General features: G+C 68.2%; 17 protein-coding genes and 1 other RNA gene. 9 read left to right on the top strand and 9 right to left on the bottom strand.

The features are described 5' to 3' along the window. Window positions 1-71 precede the first annotated feature (71 nt). The 4 genes from cobC to B8W69_RS21015 are packed head-to-tail and all read left to right on the top strand — an operon-like array spanning window position 72 to window position 4121. Window positions 72-1124 carry an Rv2231c family histidinol phosphate aminotransferase CobC gene (cobC, locus tag B8W69_RS21030; RefSeq protein ID WP_085291705.1) on the top strand — a complete coding sequence of 351 codons (1053 nt, stop codon included), beginning with the start codon at window positions 72-74 and terminating at the stop codon, window positions 1122-1124. Then, entirely contained in the window at window positions 1121-2269 is a 1149-nt protein-coding gene (locus tag B8W69_RS21025; RefSeq protein WP_085291704.1) for a Nif3-like dinuclear metal center hexameric protein, read from the top strand. The genes cobC and B8W69_RS21025 overlap by 4 nt, the downstream gene beginning before the upstream one ends. Next, window positions 2266-3003 carry a zinc ribbon domain-containing protein gene (locus tag B8W69_RS21020; protein WP_085291703.1) on the top strand — a complete coding sequence of 246 codons (738 nt, stop codon included), beginning with the start codon at window positions 2266-2268 and terminating at the stop codon, window positions 3001-3003. The genes B8W69_RS21025 and B8W69_RS21020 overlap by 4 nt, the downstream gene beginning before the upstream one ends. Continuing rightward, complete coding sequence (locus B8W69_RS21015) at window positions 3000-4121, top strand: bifunctional RNase H/acid phosphatase (protein ID WP_085291702.1); 1122 nt, start codon at window positions 3000-3002, stop codon at window positions 4119-4121. The genes B8W69_RS21020 and B8W69_RS21015 overlap by 4 nt, the downstream gene beginning before the upstream one ends. A gap of 2 nt (window positions 4122-4123) precedes the next feature. On the opposite strand, the gene B8W69_RS21010 is transcribed toward B8W69_RS21015, so the two are convergent. From B8W69_RS21010 to B8W69_RS20995, 4 genes are all read right to left on the bottom strand, one after another. Next, window positions 4124-6076: an aconitate hydratase gene (locus tag B8W69_RS21010; protein WP_085291701.1), complete on the bottom strand. Its 1953-nt coding sequence runs from the start codon at window positions 6074-6076 to the stop codon at window positions 4124-4126. Between the two features lie 70 nt (window positions 6077-6146). Further along, the gene (locus B8W69_RS21005; RefSeq protein WP_085291700.1) at window positions 6147-6341 is read right to left on the bottom strand and encodes a ferredoxin; all 195 of its coding nucleotides are present in this window, start codon (window positions 6339-6341) and stop codon (window positions 6147-6149) included. A gap of 73 nt (window positions 6342-6414) precedes the next feature. Then, the gene (locus tag B8W69_RS21000) at window positions 6415-7593 is read right to left on the bottom strand and encodes a cytochrome P450 (protein WP_085291699.1); all 1179 of its coding nucleotides are present in this window, start codon (window positions 7591-7593) and stop codon (window positions 6415-6417) included. Window positions 7594-7642: 49 nt separating this feature from the next. Beyond that, window positions 7643-8218 carry a type II toxin-antitoxin system RelB family anti-toxin gene (locus tag B8W69_RS20995; protein ID WP_085291698.1) on the bottom strand — a complete coding sequence of 192 codons (576 nt, stop codon included), beginning with the start codon at window positions 8216-8218 and terminating at the stop codon, window positions 7643-7645. A gap of 46 nt (window positions 8219-8264) precedes the next feature. Between B8W69_RS20995 and B8W69_RS20990 the strand changes: the two genes are divergently transcribed. After that, on the top strand, window positions 8265-8897 hold the full coding sequence (locus tag B8W69_RS20990; protein WP_085291757.1) for a class I SAM-dependent methyltransferase: 633 nt from the start codon (window positions 8265-8267) through the stop codon (window positions 8895-8897). Between the two features lie 8 nt (window positions 8898-8905). Here B8W69_RS20990 and B8W69_RS20985 read toward each other — a convergent pair whose 3' ends face one another. Further along, window positions 8906-9616 (bottom strand): 2OG-Fe(II) oxygenase, encoded by a 711-nt coding sequence (locus B8W69_RS20985; RefSeq protein ID WP_085291758.1) that lies wholly within the window; start codon window positions 9614-9616, stop codon window positions 8906-8908. Window positions 9617-9693: 77 nt separating this feature from the next. On the opposite strand from B8W69_RS20985, the gene rnpB reads away from it, so the two are divergent. Beyond that, window positions 9694-10094: RNase P RNA component class A (gene rnpB, locus B8W69_RS20980), an RNA gene on the top strand. Between the two features lie 4 nt (window positions 10095-10098). Here the strand turns inward: rnpB and B8W69_RS20975 are convergent. Together B8W69_RS20975 and B8W69_RS20970 are read right to left on the bottom strand one after the other, a co-directional pair. After that, window positions 10099-11637 carry a CYTH and CHAD domain-containing protein gene (locus tag B8W69_RS20975; protein WP_085291756.1) on the bottom strand — a complete coding sequence of 513 codons (1539 nt, stop codon included), beginning with the start codon at window positions 11635-11637 and terminating at the stop codon, window positions 10099-10101. Between the two features lie 144 nt (window positions 11638-11781). Then, entirely contained in the window at window positions 11782-12027 is a 246-nt protein-coding gene (locus B8W69_RS20970; protein WP_085291697.1) for a hypothetical protein, read from the bottom strand. Between the two features lie 185 nt (window positions 12028-12212). On the opposite strand from B8W69_RS20970, the gene B8W69_RS20965 reads away from it, so the two are divergent. Further along, entirely contained in the window at window positions 12213-12593 is a 381-nt protein-coding gene (locus tag B8W69_RS20965; protein ID WP_439330632.1) for a heme-binding protein, read from the top strand. Window positions 12594-12603: 10 nt separating this feature from the next. On the opposite strand, the gene B8W69_RS20960 is transcribed toward B8W69_RS20965, so the two are convergent. Next, complete coding sequence (locus B8W69_RS20960; RefSeq protein ID WP_085291755.1) at window positions 12604-13794, bottom strand: glycoside hydrolase 5 family protein; 1191 nt, start codon at window positions 13792-13794, stop codon at window positions 12604-12606. 212 nt (window positions 13795-14006) lie between these two features. Continuing rightward, window positions 14007-14855 (bottom strand): 3-methyl-2-oxobutanoate hydroxymethyltransferase, encoded by an 849-nt coding sequence (panB, locus tag B8W69_RS20955; protein WP_064949996.1) that lies wholly within the window; start codon window positions 14853-14855, stop codon window positions 14007-14009. A 131-nt stretch (window positions 14856-14986) separates the two neighbouring features. Here panB and B8W69_RS20950 point away from each other — a divergent pair, with 131 nt between their 5' ends. Next, complete coding sequence (locus tag B8W69_RS20950) at window positions 14987-16378, top strand: WS/DGAT/MGAT family O-acyltransferase (protein ID WP_085291695.1); 1392 nt, start codon at window positions 14987-14989, stop codon at window positions 16376-16378. 58 nt (window positions 16379-16436) lie between these two features. Continuing rightward, window positions 16437-17993, top strand: coding sequence for an alpha/beta hydrolase (locus B8W69_RS20945; protein ID WP_085291694.1), 1557 nt, complete (start codon window positions 16437-16439; stop codon window positions 17991-17993). Window positions 17994-18075 lie beyond the last annotated feature (82 nt).

Raw genomic sequence — 18075 nt, 5'->3', positions numbered from 1 at the left:
TCCTCGATGGGTGTAGCCGGGTGTGACGGTGTTGCTCCGCCCGGCCCGCACGGCCCACTAGTGTTTCCCTGATGGCGAGTCTGAACCTGAGCCCGCCTGCGGCGCGTTACCACGGTGATCAGGCCGTCGCGCCCGGGATGCTGGATTTCGCCGTCAACGTCCGGCACGGCCAACCGCCGGAGTGGCTGCTGCGACGGCTGGCCGAACGGCTGCCCGATCTGGCGCGCTACCCGAGCCTCGACGACGTCCGCCGGGCGCAGGACGCGGCCGCCGAGCGACACGGCCGGACCCGCGACGAGGTGCTGCCGCTGGCCGGGGTGGCCGAGGCGTTCGCCCTGCTGGGCAGCCTGCGTCCGCGGCGGGCGGCGATCATCGCGCCGGCGTTCACCGAGCCGGCCGTCGCGCTGGCCGCGGCCGGGGTGCCGGTGCACCACGTCGTGCTGGAGCCGCCGTTCGGCCTGGCCGGTGCAGCCGTCCCCGACGACGCCGACCTTGTCGTGGTGGGTAACCCCACCAACCCCACCTCGGTGCTGCACACCCGCGAACAACTGCTCGCGTTGCGCCGGCCCGGACGGATCCTGGTGGTCGACGAGGCGTTCGCCGACTCGATCCCCGGTGAGCCGCAGTCGCTGGCCGGTGACGCGCTGCCCGACGTGCTGGTGCTGCGCAGCCTGACCAAGACGTGGGCGCTGGCCGGGTTGCGGGTGGGCTATGCGCTGGGTTCCCCGGAGGTGCTGGCGCGGCTGACCGCGCAGCGGGCGCACTGGCCGGTGGGGACGTTGCAACTGACGGCCATCGCCGATTGCTGCGGCCGCCGGGCCGTCGCCGACGCGGCGGACGGGGCGGCGCGATTGGCCCGGCTGCGCGCCGAGATGGTGGCCGGCCTGGCATCCGCGGGCGCCGAGGTGGTCGACGGCCGGGCTCCGTTCGTGCTGTTCCGCACGCCCGACGCGGTCCGGATCCGAAAGACTCTGCATGACAGGGGAATTGCCATTCGCCGCTGTGATACGTTCGTCGGCTTGGACGAGCGGTATCTGCGGGCCGCGGTGCGCCGCGAGTGGCCGCAGTTGGTGCAGGCGATTTCGGAGGCGGTCACGCCGGAGAGCATCGGGGGGCAGCGGTGAGCGTGAAGCTGGCCGACGTCATCGCGGTGCTCGATGAGGCCTACCCGCCGCGGCTCGCCGAATCCTGGGATTCGGTGGGCCTGGTGTGCGGTGACCCCGACGACGAGCTCGAGTCGGTGACCATCGCGGTCGACGCGACGCCGGCGGTCGTCGACGAGGTTCCACGGGCGAGCCTGCTGCTGGCCCATCACCCCCTGCTGTTGCGCGGGGTGGACACCGTGGCGGCCAGCACCCCCAAGGGCGCGCTGGTGCACCGGTTGATCCAGAGCGGGCGCTCGCTGTTCACCGCGCACACCAATGCCGACTCGGCCCGCCCGGGTGTCTCCGATGCGCTGGCCGAAGCGCTGGGCCTCAGCGTCGAGGCCGTGCTCGAACCGGCATCGGACGCACCCGACATCGACAAGTGGGTCGTCTACGTGCCCGCCGAGAACGCCGAAGCGGTGCAGGCGGCGGTGTTCGCGGCCGGGGCCGGCCATATCGGGGACTATTCGCACTGCAGTTGGACCGTCGGCGGCATCGGGCAGTTCCTGCCGCACGAAGGCGCCTCGCCCGCGGTGGGCAGCGTCGGGAATGTCGAGCGGGTGGCCGAAGACCGGTTCGAGGTCGTCGCGCCCGCGCGTTCCCGGGCCGCGGTGCTGGCGGCGATGCGCGCCGCCCATCCCTACGAGGAGCCCGCGTTCGACATCTTCGCGATGGTGCCCCCGCCCGGCGACGCCGGATTGGGCCGCGTCGCGACGTTGGAACGTCCGGAACCGTTGCGCGACTTCGTCTCCCGCGTCAGCGCGGCGTTGCCGCGCACGTCCTGGGGAGTGCGGGCGGCGGGCGATCCCGACATGCCGGTGTCGCGGGTCGCCGTGTGCGGCGGCGCCGGGGATTCGCTGCTGGCCGCCGCGGCCGGCGCCGGCGTGCAGGCCTACGTGACGGCCGACCTGCGCCACCACCCGGTTGACGAACATTGCCGCGCCTCCGATGTGGCTCTGATCGATGTGGCACATTGGGCAAGTGAATTCCCTTGGTGTGAACAGGCCGCCGGCGTGCTGCGGTCGCGTTTCGGTGCGGAGCTCCCGGTGCGGGTGAGCTCGATACGCACCGACCCTTGGAATGTCGAGCGGGTTGGCAACGAGTCCGGGGGTGACGGGTCATGAAAGCCGAAGTGGCACAGCAGCGTTCTCTGCTCGAATTGTCGAAATTGGACGCCGAGCTGTCCCGCATCACGCACCGGGCGACGCACCTGCCCGAGCAGGACGCCTGCGAGCGGCTGCAGGTGGAATTCGAGGCCGCCGGTGACCGGCTGGCCACGGTGCGCATCGCGGTCGAGGACATCGACGCCCAGGTGGCGCGGCTCGAGGCGGAGATCGACGCGGTGCGCCAGCGCGAGGACCGCGACCGCTCGCTGCTGCAGTCGGGGGCGACCGACGCCAAGCAGCTGTCGGATCTCCAGCACGAGCTGGAGACCCTCCAGCGTCGTCAGACCAGCCTGGAGGATTCCCTGCTCGAGGTGATGGAGCGTCGCGAGGAGCTGCAATCGCAGCTGGACGGCGAGCAGCAGACGCTCACGTCGCTGGAGGCCGAGATGGCCGCCGCGCGTGAGGCGCTCGACGCCGCCGTCGCCGAGATCAGCGAGGCCCGCGAGTTGCAGTCCTCGCGGCGTGAGTCGCTGAGCGCCGCACTGGACCCGGCACTCGCCGCCCTCTACGAACGGCAGCGGGCCGGGGGAGGCGCCGGTGCCGGGCAGCTGCTGGGGCGCCGGTGTGGGGCCTGCCGGCTCGAGATCGACCGCGGCGAGCTGTCCCGCATCTCGGCGGCCGCCGAAGACGATGTGGTGCGCTGCCCGGAATGCGGCGCGATCCTATTGCGGGTCAAGGGGTTCGATCAGTGAAGGTCGTCATCGAGGCCGACGGCGGATCGCGCGGCAACCCCGGCCCGGCCGGATACGGCGCGGTGGTGTGGACCGAGGACCGCGCGACCGTGCTGGCGGAGGCCAAGCAGGCCATCGGCCGGGCAACCAACAACGTTGCCGAATATCGGGGCCTGATAGCCGGTTTGGACGACGCCCTGAACCTGGGCGCCACCGAGGCGGCGGTGTACCTGGACTCCAAGCTGCTGGTGGAGCAGATGTCCGGACGATGGAAGGTCAAGCACCCCGACCTGATCGAACTGCACGCCGAAGCCCGAAACCGGGCACGACGCTTCGAGCGCATCAGCTATTCGTGGATTCCGCGGGAGCGCAACACCCACGCCGATCGGTTGGCCAACGAGGCGATGGACGCCGCGGCCGAGGCCAACGGCGTGATCGAAAAGCCGGAACCGGCGCAACAATCCGCCCCGGTGGAAAAACCCGAACTTACGCCGTCCCCGTCGGCGCCCGGCTGGACCGGCGCACGCGGCACCCCGACCCGGCTGCTGCTGCTACGCCACGGCCAGACCGAGTTGTCGGTCCACCGCCGCTATTCGGGCCGTGGCAACCCGGCGCTCACCGAGGTGGGGCGGCGACAGGCCGACGCGGCGGCGCGTTATCTGGCGCAGCGCGGCGGCATTTCGGCGGTCTTTGCCTCCCCGCTGCAACGGGCTTACGACACCGCGGCGACCGCCGCCAAGGCGCTGGGCCTGGACGTCACCGTCGACGAGAACTTGATCGAAACCGATTTCGGCGCATGGGAGGGGCTGACGTTCGCCGAGGCCGCCGAGCGTGACCCCGAGCTGCACGGCCGCTGGCTGCGCGACACCAGCACCGCCCCGCCGGGCGGGGAGAGTTTCGACGCTGTGGCCGATCGGGTGTCGAATGTTCGTGACCGGATCGTCGCCGGACACCAGGGCGCCACGGTGCTGTTGGTGTCGCACGTGACACCCATCAAGATGCTGCTGCGCGAGGCGCTGGACGCCGGGCCCGGCATCCTGTACCGCCTGCACCTCGACCTGGCGTCGCTGAGCATCGCCGAGTTCTATTCCGACGGAGCGTCTTCGGTGCGCTTGGTCAATCAGACGGCGTATCTGTAACGTCACTCCTGCTCTTGGTTGAGTCGTGGAATCAAGCCGCCGGCCAACACATCCTTGACTTGTCGTGGCGAGAGTCGGTGCCGCACGGCGAATGACGCTTCCTTGCCGACATTGTCGACCTGTAGGACATCCTCACCGTCGATCGCGTTCAGATGCTGGATGCGGAGGGTATCGTCCTGGCCGACCGAATCGTAGTCGTCGGGATTTTCGAACTCGAGCGCCAAAATCCCGTAGTTGGCCAGGTTTTGCCAGTGGATGCGTGCGAAGGACTTCGCGATGACGACGCGCAACCCGAGGTAGCGCGGTGCGATGGCGGCGTGCTCACGCGAGGAGCCTTGGCCGTAGTTGTCCCCGGCGACAATGATGTGCCCGCAGTCGCCGGCCTGTTGAGCCCGCTCGGGGTAGGAGTCGTCGACCCGGGTGAAGCTGAACATCGCGAGCTTGGGGATATTGGACCGAAGCGGAAGAGCCTGCACGCCGGCCGGCGAGATTTCGTCGGTGGAGATGTTGTCGCCGACCTTGAGCAGCACCGGCGCCTCGAGTTCGTCTGGCAGCGGCGACAACTCGGGCAGGCTGGAGATGTTGGGTCCCTTCACGGGTTCGACGCGTTGTGCCTCCTCCGCGTCCAGCGGAGGGACCAGCATCGCCGTGTTGACGGAGTTGCGTTCGGGCAGATCGAGCTTCGGATAGTCCATCCGCTCCCGTTTGGCCCAGTCCCGCGGATCGGTGATCACTCCCGTCAGCGCCGATGCCGCAGCGGTCTCGGGCGAGCACAGCCAGACCGCATCCTCCTTGGTGCCGGAGCGGCCGGGGAAGTTGCGCGGCATCGTGCGCAGCGAGTTGCGACCGACCGCGGGAGCCTGACCCATGCCGATGCATCCCATGCACCCTGCCTGGTGGATACGCGCGCCAGCCACCACCAGATCCAGCGTCGCGCCCATCTTGGTCAGGTCGGCCAGGATCTCGCGTGACGTCGGGTTGATGTCGAAGCTGACCTGCGGGGCGGTCTGGCGTCCCGCCACCATCGCGGCCGCGATCGCGAAATCACGCAGTCCGGGATTGGCGCTGGACCCGATCACGGCTTGGGCGATCTCCTCGCCGGCCACCTCGCGAACCGGCACCACGTTGCCCGGCGAAGACGGTTTGGCGATCAGCGGCTCGATCTGCGACAGGTCGATGGTGTCCTCGACGTCATATTCGGCGTCTTCGTCGGCCAGCAACTCTGTCCAGTCGTCCTCGCGCTCTTCGGCGCGCAGGAATTCGCGCACGGCTTCGTCGCTGGGAAACACCGTCGTCGTGGCGCCGAGTTCGGCTCCCATGTTGGCGATGACGTGGCGGTCCATTGCCGTCAGCGTCCTCAGGCCGGGACCGTGGTACTCGATGATCCGGTTCACCCCGCCCTTGACGTCGTGGCGCCGCAACATCTCCAGGATCACGTCTTTGGCCGAACACCACGGGGGCAGCTCACCGTCGAGCCGCACACCCCACACCTCGGGCATCCGAATGTGCAGTGGCCGCCCCGTTATCGCGAGCGCCACCTCGAGACCGCCGACACCGATCGCGAGCATGCCCAGCGATCCCGCCGCCGGAGTGTGGGAGTCGGAGCCCACCATCGTCTTGCCGGGGATGCCGAAGCGCTGCATGTGAGTTGGGTGCGAGACACCGTTGCCCGGTTTGGAGAACCACAGCCCGAAGCGTTGCGCCGCGGTGCGCAGGTACTCGTGATCCTCGGCGTTCTTCTCGTCGCCCTGCAACAGGTTGTGGTCGACGTACTGCACGCTCACCTCGGTGCGGGCGCGATCGAGCCCGAGCGCCTCGAGTTCCTGCATCACCAGCGTGCCGGTCGCATCCTGGGTCAGCGTCTGATCGATGTGGATCGCGATCTCTTCTCCCGGGGACATCTCCCCGGACTCCAGATGCGAGCTGATCAGCTTGTGAGCGACGGTCATGGCCATACCCTGAATTACCCCGGTACGGCGTGTTCTAGCACGGTTCGATGCCCGGCGTTCGTCGCCGGACCGGTGTTCAACGGGCCACAGTGATGGCGCTTTCCGGACAATTCTGCTCGGCCGTGGCGGCCTGCGTTTCGAGCTCGCCGGACACCTTTGCGACGAGCACCAGGCAGTGCCCGGCCTCGTCGGCGTCGAAGACGTCGGGCGCCAGGGTGTAGCAGCGTCCGTGCCCGGTGCACCGGTCGGGATCGACGGCGACGTTAGTCATCGGCGCCGTTCTCCCCCGCAAGCGGGCGGTGCCCCCACCTCGTCGCTTCGCTCTGCATCGTCCCCGGCGCGACTCATGACACCGGAAAGACCAGCGGCAACGACTCCACCGAGCGCAGCGCGGCGGTGTACGTCAGCTCGGTGCCGGGCTTGATCTGGTAATCCGGGATGCGACGGTGGAATTCGCGCAACGCCACCCGAAGCTCCATGCGGGCCAGGTGCGAGCCGAGGCAGCGGTGCGGCCCGCCGCCGAAAGCCCGGTGCCGGTTGGGGTTGCGGGTGAAGTCCACCAGCTCCGGGTCGGGGAACTCGGCCGGGTCGGTGTTGGCCGCCCCCAGTAACGGGCTGACCCGCTCGCCCTTGCTGATCGGACACCCGCCCACCTCGACGTCCTGGATGGCCACCCGGGCGACGCCGGGCACCGGTGTCTCCCAACGCAACAACTCCTCGACCGCGCTGGGCAAGACGTCGGGCTGCTCGACGAGTTGATGACGGTGATCGGGGTGACGCGCCAGATACACGAAGAAGCAGTCGAGCGAGTCGGTGACCGTGTCCAGTCCGGCGATGAGGAACAGGAAGCAGATGTCGAGCAGCTCCTCGCGCGACAGTGGTTGGCCGGCCTCGTCTTTGAAGTTGGCCGCGATCATCGCGGACAGCACGTCGTCGCGCGGGCTGGCGATGTGGTCGTCGATCGCGCGGTCGAAGTACTCGTAGATCTGTTGGGCCACGCCGGCGGCGCTCTCGTGGCGACGGTCGTAACCCGAGTCGCCCTCGGGGCGGATAACGCCGTCCTTCCACACCAGGAACTGGTCGAGGTCGTCCAGCGGCAGGCCGAGCAGCTGCAGAAAGACGGTGCAGGGCAGCGGCACCGCGAACTCCGTATGGAAGTCGCACTCGCCGCGGTCGGCGAAGCGGTCGATCATCTCGTTGACCAGTTCGGTGACGCGTGGTTCGCGCCGGGCCATCTCCCGCGGAGTGAACAGCGGATCGAGGATCCGCCGGTACTTCGCGTGCTCGGGCGGGTCGATCTGCAGCGGGATCAGCGGACGCACGTTACCTAGGTCGACCGCATCCATGTTCGACGAGAACAGCTCAGTGTGTTTGAGCGCCATTTCAATGTCGGCCAGGCGGCTGAGAACGACCGCCTGCGGCGACCGGAACACTGGGGTGGTTTCGCGCAGCGCCTTATACATCGGTTGCGGCTCCGCGAGCCCCGTGACCGTTTGGTCGACGAAACTTTCGGCTTCTGTCATGCGGTCAGCCTGGCACCGGCGTGCCTGTTGGGCAATGGTCCAGGGCGGATCAACTATGCAGGTGGAGCCGCTCGCCGTGCGCTCCGAAGATCACGATGGCCTCCACCGGCCCGTCCACCACGCCGAACCAGTGCGGCGTCCACGTCGAGAACTCGACGGCTTGGCCAGGGTCGATGGTGAAGTCGCGCTCGCCCAGGATGAGCCGCATCCGGCCGGAAAGCACATACATCCAGTCCTGGCCCTCGTGCACCGGCAGGTCGGTGGGCGGGGTGCGGCGACGCGCGCTGACCCGGACCTTGAACGCGTGCAGGCCACCGGCGGGGCCCTGGCGGGTCAGCGGCCAATAGGTGACGCCGTGGTGGGTGTGCGCGGAACCGCGCACCCGCGGGTCGGGAGTGGGCGGCGTCTGCAGCAGTTCGTCGGTGCTGACTGACAGGGCCCGGGCCAGCCGGGGCAGGTGATCCAGTGCCAGCCGGCGTTTCCCGGACTCGAGGCGACTGAGCGTCGAGACGTCGATGCCGGCGCGCTGGCCGACCTCCTGCAGCGTCAAGCCTCGCTGCACCCGCAGTTCGCGCAGCCGCCGGCGCACCAGAAGATCGATGTCTGGGGTGGATTTTGCCTGCATGGCAATTCAGCTTGGCAAAGCCGCGCCGGGTAGGCAAGCTCGCGGTGTGGACAATTCGTGCAAACCTGATGACGCCCAGCGGTTCTGGGAGGAGCGCTACCGCTCGGTGGAGCGAGCGTGGAGCGGACGGGTTAATCCGCGCCTGGCCGAGGTGGCCGCCGGCCTGCCGGCGGGCCGGGCGCTCGACCTGGGCTGCGGCGAGGGGGCCGACGCGCTGTGGCTGGCCGAGCGCGGCTGGCAGGTGGTGGCCGTCGATATCTCCGCCACCGCGCTGCAGCGCGCCACCGAGGCCGCGTCGGCACGGAACTTGCTCGCACACATCGACTTTCAGCGACACAACCTCAACGAGAGCTTGCCCGACGGGAGCTTCGACCTGGTGTCCGCGCAGTATCTGCACTCGCCGGCGCGACTGGAACGCGACGGGGTGCTGCAGCGGGCGGCCGAACGGGTGGATCGTGGTGGGGTGCTGTTGATCGTCGACCACGGGGCGCCCCCGCCATGGGCGGAGCATCACGATCACCACTTCGCCGGTTTCGAGGAGGTCCTGGGGTCGCTGAACCTGGACGCGCCGCGGTGGACGCGGCTGCGGACCGAGGCCGTCGACCGCGAAATGGTCGGCCCGAACGGGGAAGTCGGGACGATGGCCGACAACATCATGGTGTTGCGGCGAACGGGATAGTCCGCCGCCTATGCCGCGTCGTGAAAGATCAACCCCATCGCGTAGCGCTCACCGGAGCGAACGACCGAGACGCCGTGGCGCACCGGCGCCGCGGACCACCCCCGGGCCGACGGCACCGGGCGCTCCCGGGTGGTGAAGACATACCCGTGTCCCTGCGGCAGGTGCGTTGCCATGCCTCGGGATTGGGCCCGCAGCCGTTGTTCGACGAGCAGGAACTCGCCGCCGGTGTAGTCGGTCTCGGGGTTGCTCAGGTTGATGACGACCTGGAGCGGGAAAACCAAGTCACCGTACAGATCCCGGTGCAACGCATTCCAGTCGCCCGCACCGTATTTCAGCATCAGGGCGGTCGACCTGCTCTGACCTGCGGCGTGACAGGCCGCTAGCCAATCGTCGAGGCGGTCCGGCCAGGGTGCGTCCCGACCGAGCTTGCCCCACCAATCGCGCGCTATCGGCAGCAGCCGGGGATAGAGGGCCTGCTTGAGCTCTTCGATCGGTTCGGGGTAGGGCGCGTGAAAGTAGCGGTATTGGCCGGCGCCATAGCGTTTGGGCGCCATGTCGATGGTCGACCGGAACAGGTCGTCGTCGGCGTAGAGCTTGCGCAGCCGGGCCGCTTCACCCGACGTGACCAGCCGTGGCAGCAGCGCGCCGCCGTACTCGCCGACCGCGGTGGCGATGGCGCCCCAATCGCCGATGTCGACACGCTTTTTCCATCGGTCCATCAGGTCCACGATAGAACCGCGCGAGCCATAGTTGCTGGCCCCAGCATGCCGCAGGTAGTACCGTAGTTCGTCGCGGACGAGTTGGCCGGGCGGCCGCGGACCGTCACAAGCGGTTCGAGGAAAGTCCGGACTTCACAGAGCAGGGTGATTGCTAACGGCAATCCGAGGTGACTCGCGGGAAAGTGCCACAGAAAACAGACCGCCACCCTCGCGGTGGTAAGGGTGAAACGGTGCGGTAAGAGCGCACCAGCATCCCGGGTGACCGGGGTGGCTAGGCAAACCCCACCCGAAGCAAGGCCAAGAAGGCCGCACCTCTGGTGCGGCCGCGCAGGCGTTCGAGGGCTGCTCGCCCGAGCCTGCGGGTAGGCCGCTCGAGGCACCCGGTGACGGTGTGTCCAGATGGATGGTCGCCGCCGCGTCGCCGTTGCTTATGCGCGGCGGCGGGGAACAGAATCCGGCTTACAGGCCAACTCGTCCGCCTTCTAATGGCCCGCTTTGCGGACCGCCTTGGCGAGTTCGCGCAGGGTGTCGTCGAGTTCGTCGCGGCAGCGGTCGGCCAGGTCGGCCTCCCGCTGATACAACAGGCCGTAGGTGAAGGTGTCCTCGCCTGCGGCGTGCGCGATCTCGGCTTCCTGACGCAGATGCTCGCGGCTGACGACGCTGTCTTGATGGTCACCGAGCAGCGACTGGACCGCCTTGGCCTGTTCGGACACCTTCGCCGCGCCGGTGGCGGAGGCCGTGTAGCGAAGTCGCTTGGCGCGCTTGCGGATCCGGTGGATCGCCTCGTCGCGTTGGTGTTGGTGGTCCGGGTGCTCGCGGTCGACCTGGGCGGCGGCCTTCTGGGCCTTGCGGACCTTCTTGTAGGCGGCCTCGATGGTCACCGGCGGCTGTTCCTCGGCCGTGGCGGCGCCCGGGGTCTCGGCCGCTATCAGGTCGAGGGAGTCCAGCAGGCGGAAGTACCGCTGCGAGCGCATGGCGATCAATGACCGGCGCAGCCCGGTCTGGTAGCGCCGCCGGGCGCCCCCGACCAGGCGTTCGCGCACCGGTCCGCGCACCAATTCCGGTGCGAGCCCGTCCAAGTCGCGTTCGTATCGCTCGGCGAGCACCTCGGCGTCGCGCGCCACGCCCAGGATTCCGGCGAGCTCACGCAACTCGTCCAGGACCCAGCCCTCCTCGGGCAGCCCGAACGACTCCTGGTAATCCCGCAGCAGGCTGCGCAGCTTGCGGGTGGTCACCCGCATCTGGTGGATGGAGTCGTAGGCGTCGGCGCGTACCGCGCGATCCCACACCACCAGCTCGCGGATCTGCTCGGCGATCGCGCGCTGCAGCGGGTCTTCGGACGACGTGGCGCCGGTGGGCGGCGTGCCGAGCACCCGCGCCAGCTTGGAGCCGTGACCCGCGGGCGCGGCACCGGCGTCCAGCAGCCGGTTGCTCAACCGGTTCAGCAGCTCGACGCCGGCCGTCCCGTTGGAGAGCCCGCTCGCTTCGAGTAGCTCCAATTCCCACTCGCGCCACTCCTGTTCGGTGGGCGAGTCGGTGTCCTCGGATCCCCGCGTCGACCACGCGGTGACATGGTCGTTGCTGAACTCGGCCAGCGCGGTGCCCGCGGAGTCGTACAGCACCTGGCTTTCGCGCCGGGTGGTGATGCGCGCGACGGGCTGCAGCGGGCGGTCGCGGACGATCGCCAGCACCACGTCCGTCAACTCGTTGGGCACGGAGTCGTTTCCGTCCGATGCGTCCAGCGGTAGCCGGACCTCGGTGCGGGCGTCGGGACCGGACGGCAGCTTCAGGTGCCATCCCGCGTCGGAGCCACCGGTGCGGCGGCGCAGGGTGATCTTGTTGCGCGCCAAATCGTGTATGGGCGTATCGAAGTACGTCGCATCCAGGGTTTGCGCCGGTGACTTCTCGACGTGGGCGACCGCGGCGATCCCCTCGAACGAGGGTGACACGGTGGATTCGACCACGTCGAACTTGCGCTCGACCTCGAGATGACGCGAGGGTTGCGGCGCTTTTGCAGGCATCTTCGGCTCCATTGAGGGCGCGTTGGGCGCGTCGCCGCGGCGGCGAACAGATCGGATGGGAAATGAGCACCCATAGCCTGCCACACCGAAACGACGAGGCCGGCGGAGATCGGCCGGCGAGTGGAGCGCCCGTCGCGGCGGCCCTTAGGGCGGCGGGGGAGGAGGCGGCGCGTCGTCCTCGGGCAGCGGCGCATACGCGGCCGGCGGCGGGACATAGCGTTCGATGTTGTCGGCGATGTTGCTGCACCCGCTGACCGAGATACGCCGGCCCGCGTTCACACACACGGTCGCCTCCGCCCGATCGGCGGAATGGCTGGCAACGACAATTGCGGGAGTTGTGGCCATGCCCGAGAACACCAGCACTGCGGCAAACCAGCGGCGCCGAATCATCTGCGGTCTCCTTCCTGCCACCCGTAAAGCATTCTGCCCTCGCGGCCCGGCCGACGGGCCCAGATCGAAGAATCGCTCCGTATTCCTTTGCCGGTGATTAGCGCATGCGCGGCGAGAAAACCCCTTATGGTTTGCGGTACCGATAACCGCCGCGGTTGCGGATGCGAAGACGAAGGAGCGTTTCCATGGTGTCTTTTGTTCACCTGGCGGCCCGAGTTGTGGCCGGGGCAATGGCGGCCGGTGCGGTCAGTGTGGCAGTGCTGTTCGCGACGGCGGGTTCGGCCGCCGCGGACTGGCCGATGGACGATCCGGAACCGGCGCCCTCGTCGCAACCGAATTGCACGGCGGCCGATCTTGCCCAGGTCTCGTCGGGCGTGGCCGCGGCGACGTCGGCGTATTTGTTCACCCACCCCGACGTCAACGCGTACTTCACCAGCTTGAAGGGGCAGCCGCGCGACGACATGCGTGCGCAGCTGAAGCAGTACATGGACGCCAACCCGCAGACCCACGCCGACCTCGAGGGCATTCGCCAGCCGTTGACCGACTTCCAGAATCGGTGCCGCTGAGCGATCGCCGTCAGCCGGCCGGTCGTGGTGGCGGTTGTTGCAGGTGCATCGCCAGGTCGCCCAGCTCCAAAATCGTCTGGATCTCGGTGTCGCGGAATGGCCGTCCATCGGGGGCCAGCAGGTCGTGAAACCACTCCTGCGGCATCGCGGGATCCGGGTTCGGGTGGTCCCAGGAATCCCACGGGAAAAAGGTCTGCGTTTTGCCGGCGACGAATCCCCAATTGAACGCGCCGACGCCGGCCCGCTTCGCGATCGGCAGGATGGACTGCACCGTGCTGCCCAACGGCCGGGCCATGTACTCGGTGCACAGGATGGGCCGGCCCAGCGGGACGAGCTCGCCGATGCGTCTCTCGAACTCCTCCGGGCCGGCGTAGCAGTGGAACGTGATGACGTCGGAGTTGTCGAGCTGGATGCTGCTGATGACACTGCGGCGTCCCGGGTCGGCCCACTCGCCGTGCCAGACGCCACTGGTCAGCGGCTGGCAGGGATCGACCAACCGCGCCCACTCGAACACCTGGGGCAGCAGCTGGGCGACCAGGTCCACCTTGTCTTTGCGCTCGACCGAGGCGTAGGCGTTCGCCGGGTTGTCCGGCTCGTTCCACAGGTCCCAGCCCAGGATGCGGTCGTCACTGCGGAACTGCGTTAGCACCCCGGTGACGTAGCCGCGCATGGTGCGCAGGTAGCCGTGATCGTCGAGGCGCGCCGCCCCTGGACTCTGCACCCAGCCGGAGTTGTGGATGCCCGGCCGCGGCGCGCGCTGCGGACCGGCCTGGGGGAACGGGTCCCAGCACGAATCGAACAAGACGAACAGCGGTTTGATGCCGAGGCGGGCGGCGATGTCGACGAATTGGGCGAGCCGGCCCTGAAACCCGCGGGAGTCCTGCGCCCAGAGCTGGTCGTGCAGGAAGACCCGTATCGCGTTGAACCCGTTGGTCCGCGCCCAGCCCAGTTCGGTATCGATGCGCCGGGGGTCGAAGGTTTCGCGCTGGAACATCTCCAGCTGATTGATGGCGTTGGAGGTGATGTAGTTCGCGCCGACCGGCCAGCCCTGCGCCTGATACCAGCGGTTGGCCCGTTCGGGCGACCAGCGGCTTGCCTGCGGCGAGGTGTTGGGCGGTTGCGCCGAAGCGCGTGGTGTCTGGGCCAAAGCCATGCCTCCCGTCGCCAACAGCGACAAAGCCAACACCGTTCGACGGTGCACGAAGGCACCGCGATTCCCCCGGTCGATGTGGTCCACCTCTGCTCGTCAGAGTTCGGTTCGTCTCTGCGAGCCATCGTACATCCCTGTACCGCAACGCTTTTCAGCGGTTTCACAGCGACAGGGATAACGCGTCGACCAGGCGTGTACCTCAGACCGGCGACGTGACCGGGCAAAACACCGCCACCCATCGAGACGGCTCCGTTACCGACGGATCAGAAGCAGTGCTCGTCGGCGGGAAAGACCCCGCCGGCCACCTCTTGCGCATATTGCGTTGCGGCCCGGCGCAATTCCCCACCGATGTCGGCGAACCGCTTGACGAAGCGGGCGGCCTTGCCGCTGCTCATACCGGCCATGTCCTGCCAAACCAGGACCTGGCCGTCGCAGTTGGGTCCGGCGCCGATGCCGACGGTCGGGATGGTCAGCTTGCCGGTGATCTGGGTGGCCAGTTCGGCCGGCACCATCTCCATGACGACGGAGAACGCGCCGGCCTCGGCGACGGCGATCGCGTCGTGCACCGTCTGCTCCGCGGCGTCACCGCGGCCCTGCACCCGGAAGCCGCCCAGGCCGTTGACGCTCTGCGGGGTGAACCCGATGTGCGCCATCACCGGGATGCCCGCGGCGGTCAGGCAGGCGATCTGCTCGGCCACCCGCTCACCGCCCTCGAGCTTGACCGCGTGCGCGCCGCCCTCCTTCATGAATCGGGTGGCGGCGGCCAGTGCGGCGGCCGGCCCGGCCTCGTAGCTGCCGAACGGCAGGTCGGCGACGACCAGCGCGTGCGGGGCACCCCGCACCACGCCGCGCACCAGCGGAATCAACTCGTCGATCGAGACGGGCACTGTGGTGTCGTAGCCGTACACCACGTTGGCCGCCGAGTCACCGACCAGCAGCACCGGGATGCCGGCCTCGTCGAAAATGCGGGCGGTCGAGTAGTCGTAGGCCGTGAGCATGGCCCACTTGTGGCCTTCCGCCTTCATCTTCTGCAGGTGGTGGGTGCGAATCTTGGTCCGCGGCTTTTCGGGCTGCGCAGGCGAGTTGGCACCGTAAACGTTGTGCTCAGACATCATTGTCCCTAATGGTGGTCGGTTCGATCCTCGTGGCCGCTACGGGTCCCCGGGTTCGTCGGACTACTCGATTCTGCCATTTCTTTCGCGCAGTTGCATCGCCGCGACGGTGTGAGACATACCATGCGCGCATGCAGCGGCTGAGTGGACTGGATGCCAGCTTCCTGTACCTGGAGACCTCGTCACAGCCCATGCACGTGTGCTCGATCGTCGAGCTGGACACGTCGACGGCTCCGGGCGGCTACAGCTTCGACCGGCTGCGCGACGCCCTTGCGCTACGCATCAAGGCGATCCCGGCGTTCCGCGAAAAGCTCGCGAACAGTCCGCTGAATCTCGACCACCCGGTCTGGGTGGACGACGACAAGTTCAACATCGATCGCCACCTGCACCGCATTGCGGTCCCCGCGCCGGGAGGGCGGGCCGAGCTCTCCGAGATCTGCGGCCACATCGCCGAGCGGCCGTTGGACCGCGGCCGGCCGCTCTGGGAGATGTGGGTCATCGAAGGCGTGGCCGGCACGGACTGCCACCGCGACGGGCGGCTGGCGGTGATGACCAAGGTGCACCACGCCGGCGTCGACGGGGTGACCGGTGCCAACCTGATGTCGCAGTTGTGCGCGACCGAAGCCGACGCTCCCGCCCCGGAGCCGGCCGAGGGCGTCGGCGGGGCCCACGGTTGGCAGATCGCGGCCGGTGGGCTGGTCCGCTTCGCGGCCCGACCGCTGCACCTCGCCAACGTGGTGCCCGACACAGTCTCGTCGGTGCTCGCCACCGTGCGACGGGCGCGCGAAGGCCTCGCGATGGCCCGTCCTTTCGCGGCGCCCCGAACCGCGTTCAACGCCAGGATCAGTGACCGCCGCAACGTTGCTTATGCCGAATTGGATCTCGACGACATCAAAGGGGTGAAGAACCATTTTGGCGTCAAAGTCAACGACGTTGTGATGGCATTGGTTTCGGGTGTGCTTCGCCAATACCTGACGGACCGAAACGAATTGCCGGATTCGTCGCTGGTGGCATCCGTCCCCGTTTCGGTGCACGGCAAATCCGACCGGCCCGGCCGTAATCAGGTATCGGCGATGTTTTCCAGTTTGCACACCCAGATCACCGATCCGGTGGAACGGCTGAAAGCCATCGCCAAGGCGAATTCGGTTGCCAAGGAACACAGTTCAGCCATCGGTGCGTCACTGCTGCAGGATTGGTCGCAATTCGCCGCCCCGGCGGTTTTCGGCATCGCGATGCGGATCTACTCGAGAACCCGATTCACCGATAGCATGCCCGTGCACAATTTGGTGGTCTCCAACGTGCCTGGACCGCAGGTTCCGCTGTACATGCTGGGCTGCGAGGTCAAATCAATGTATCCGTTGGGGCCGATATTCCACGGCTCGGGACTCAACATCACCGCGATGTCGCTGCACGGCAAACTCGACATCGGGCTCGTCGCCTGCCCGGATCTGCTGCCGGACTTATGGGAGATGGCCGACGAGTTCGCGGTGGGCATGGAGGAGCTGCTCGCGGCCGCGCGGTAGCCGGGCGTCGGTGCCGCCAATCGCCGATCTCAGGTTTCCTCTGGCAGCATAGGTTGGCATGGGCCTGTCTCGTCGCGCCAAGATCGCGCGCACGCTGCTGATCTGGACGTCGATGGCTGCCATCGCGCTGCTTCTGGCGGGCTGCGTGCGCGTCGTGGTCGGACGCGCCGTCATGTCCGGGCCGAAGCTGGGCCAGGCGGTGGAGTGGACGCCGTGCCGGGCCGCGAACCCGAAGGTCAAACTCCCGGCCGGCGCACTGTGCGGCAAACTGGCCGTGCCGGTCGACTACGACCACCTCGACGGCGACGTGGCGACGCTGGCCATGATTCGTTTCCCCGCGACCGGAGACAAGGTCGGCTCGCTGGTGATCAACCCCGGCGGGCCGGGGGAGTCCGGCATCGAGGCGGCGCTGGGCGTCGTCCAGTCGTTGCCCAAGAAGGTGCGCGAGCGATTCGACCTCGTCGGCTTCGACCCCCGCGGGGTCGGGGCGTCGCGCCCGGCGGTCTGGTGCAACTCCGACGCCGACAACGACCGGCTGCGCACGGAGCCCAACGTCGACTACAGCCCGGCGGGCGTGGCCCACATGGAAGACGAAACCAAGCAGTTCGTCGGCCGCTGCGTCGACAAGATGGGCAAGGACTTCCTGGCCAACGTCGGGACCGTCAACGTCGCACGGGATCTCGATGCCATCCGCGCGGCGCTCGGTGACGAGAAGCTGACCTACCTCGGCTACTCCTATGGCACCCGGATCGGCTCCGCGTATGCCGAGGCGTTCCCGCACAACGTGCGGGCGATGATCCTCGACGGCGCGGTGGACCCCAACGCCGATCAGATCGAAGCCGATCTTCGGCAGGCCAAGGGATTCCAGGATGCGTTCAACGACTATGCCGCCGAATGCGCGAAGCAACCGACCTGCCCGCTGGGCACCGACCCGGCCAAAGCGGTGGACGTCTACCACAGCCTGGTCGACCCGTTGGTCGACCCCAACAACCCCATGGTCGGCCGGCCGGTCCCGACGAACGACCCACGCGGGCTGGGCTACTCCGACGCGATCATCGGCACCATCATGGCGCTCTACTCGCCGAACCTGTGGCATCACCTGACCGACGGCCTGTCCGAACTCGTCGACCACCACGGTGACACCCTGCTCGCCCTGGCCGACATGTACATGCGCCGCGACTCGCACGGTCATTACAGCAACGCCACCGACGCGCGGGTGGCGGTCAACTGCGTGGACCAGCCGCCGATCACCGACCGCGCCAAGGTGGTTGACGAGGACCGCCGCTCCCGCGAGGTCGCGCCGTTCATGAGCTACGGGCAGTTCACCGGCAACGCCCCGCTGGGCACCTGTGCGTTCTGGCCGGTGCCGCCAACGAGCAAGCCGCACACCATTTCCGCGCCCGGCCTGGCGCCCACGGTGGTGGTGTCGACGACCCACGATCCGGCCACCCCGTACAAGGCCGGCGTCGATCTGGCCAACGAGCTGCGCAGCTCCCTGCTCACCTACGACGGCACCCAGCACACCGTGGTCTTCCAGGGCGACGGCTGCATCGACAACTACATCACGGCGTATCTGGTCAGCGGGTCCATCCCGCCCGACGGCGCCAAGTGCTGACGCGGCAGGGCGGCAATCAAGCTGTGCCCGTAGGGCTCTGAGACCAAGGCGTAACCGTTTCGCGCTGTCACGGGTACCCGGG

The sequence above is a fragment of the Mycolicibacterium vulneris genome (assembly GCF_002104765.1).
Taxonomy (GTDB): Bacteria; Actinomycetota; Actinomycetes; order Mycobacteriales; family Mycobacteriaceae; genus Mycobacterium; species Mycobacterium vulneris.
Note: the sequence above shows the minus strand (reverse complement) of the source record. Positions and strands in the feature narration are given on the sequence as shown.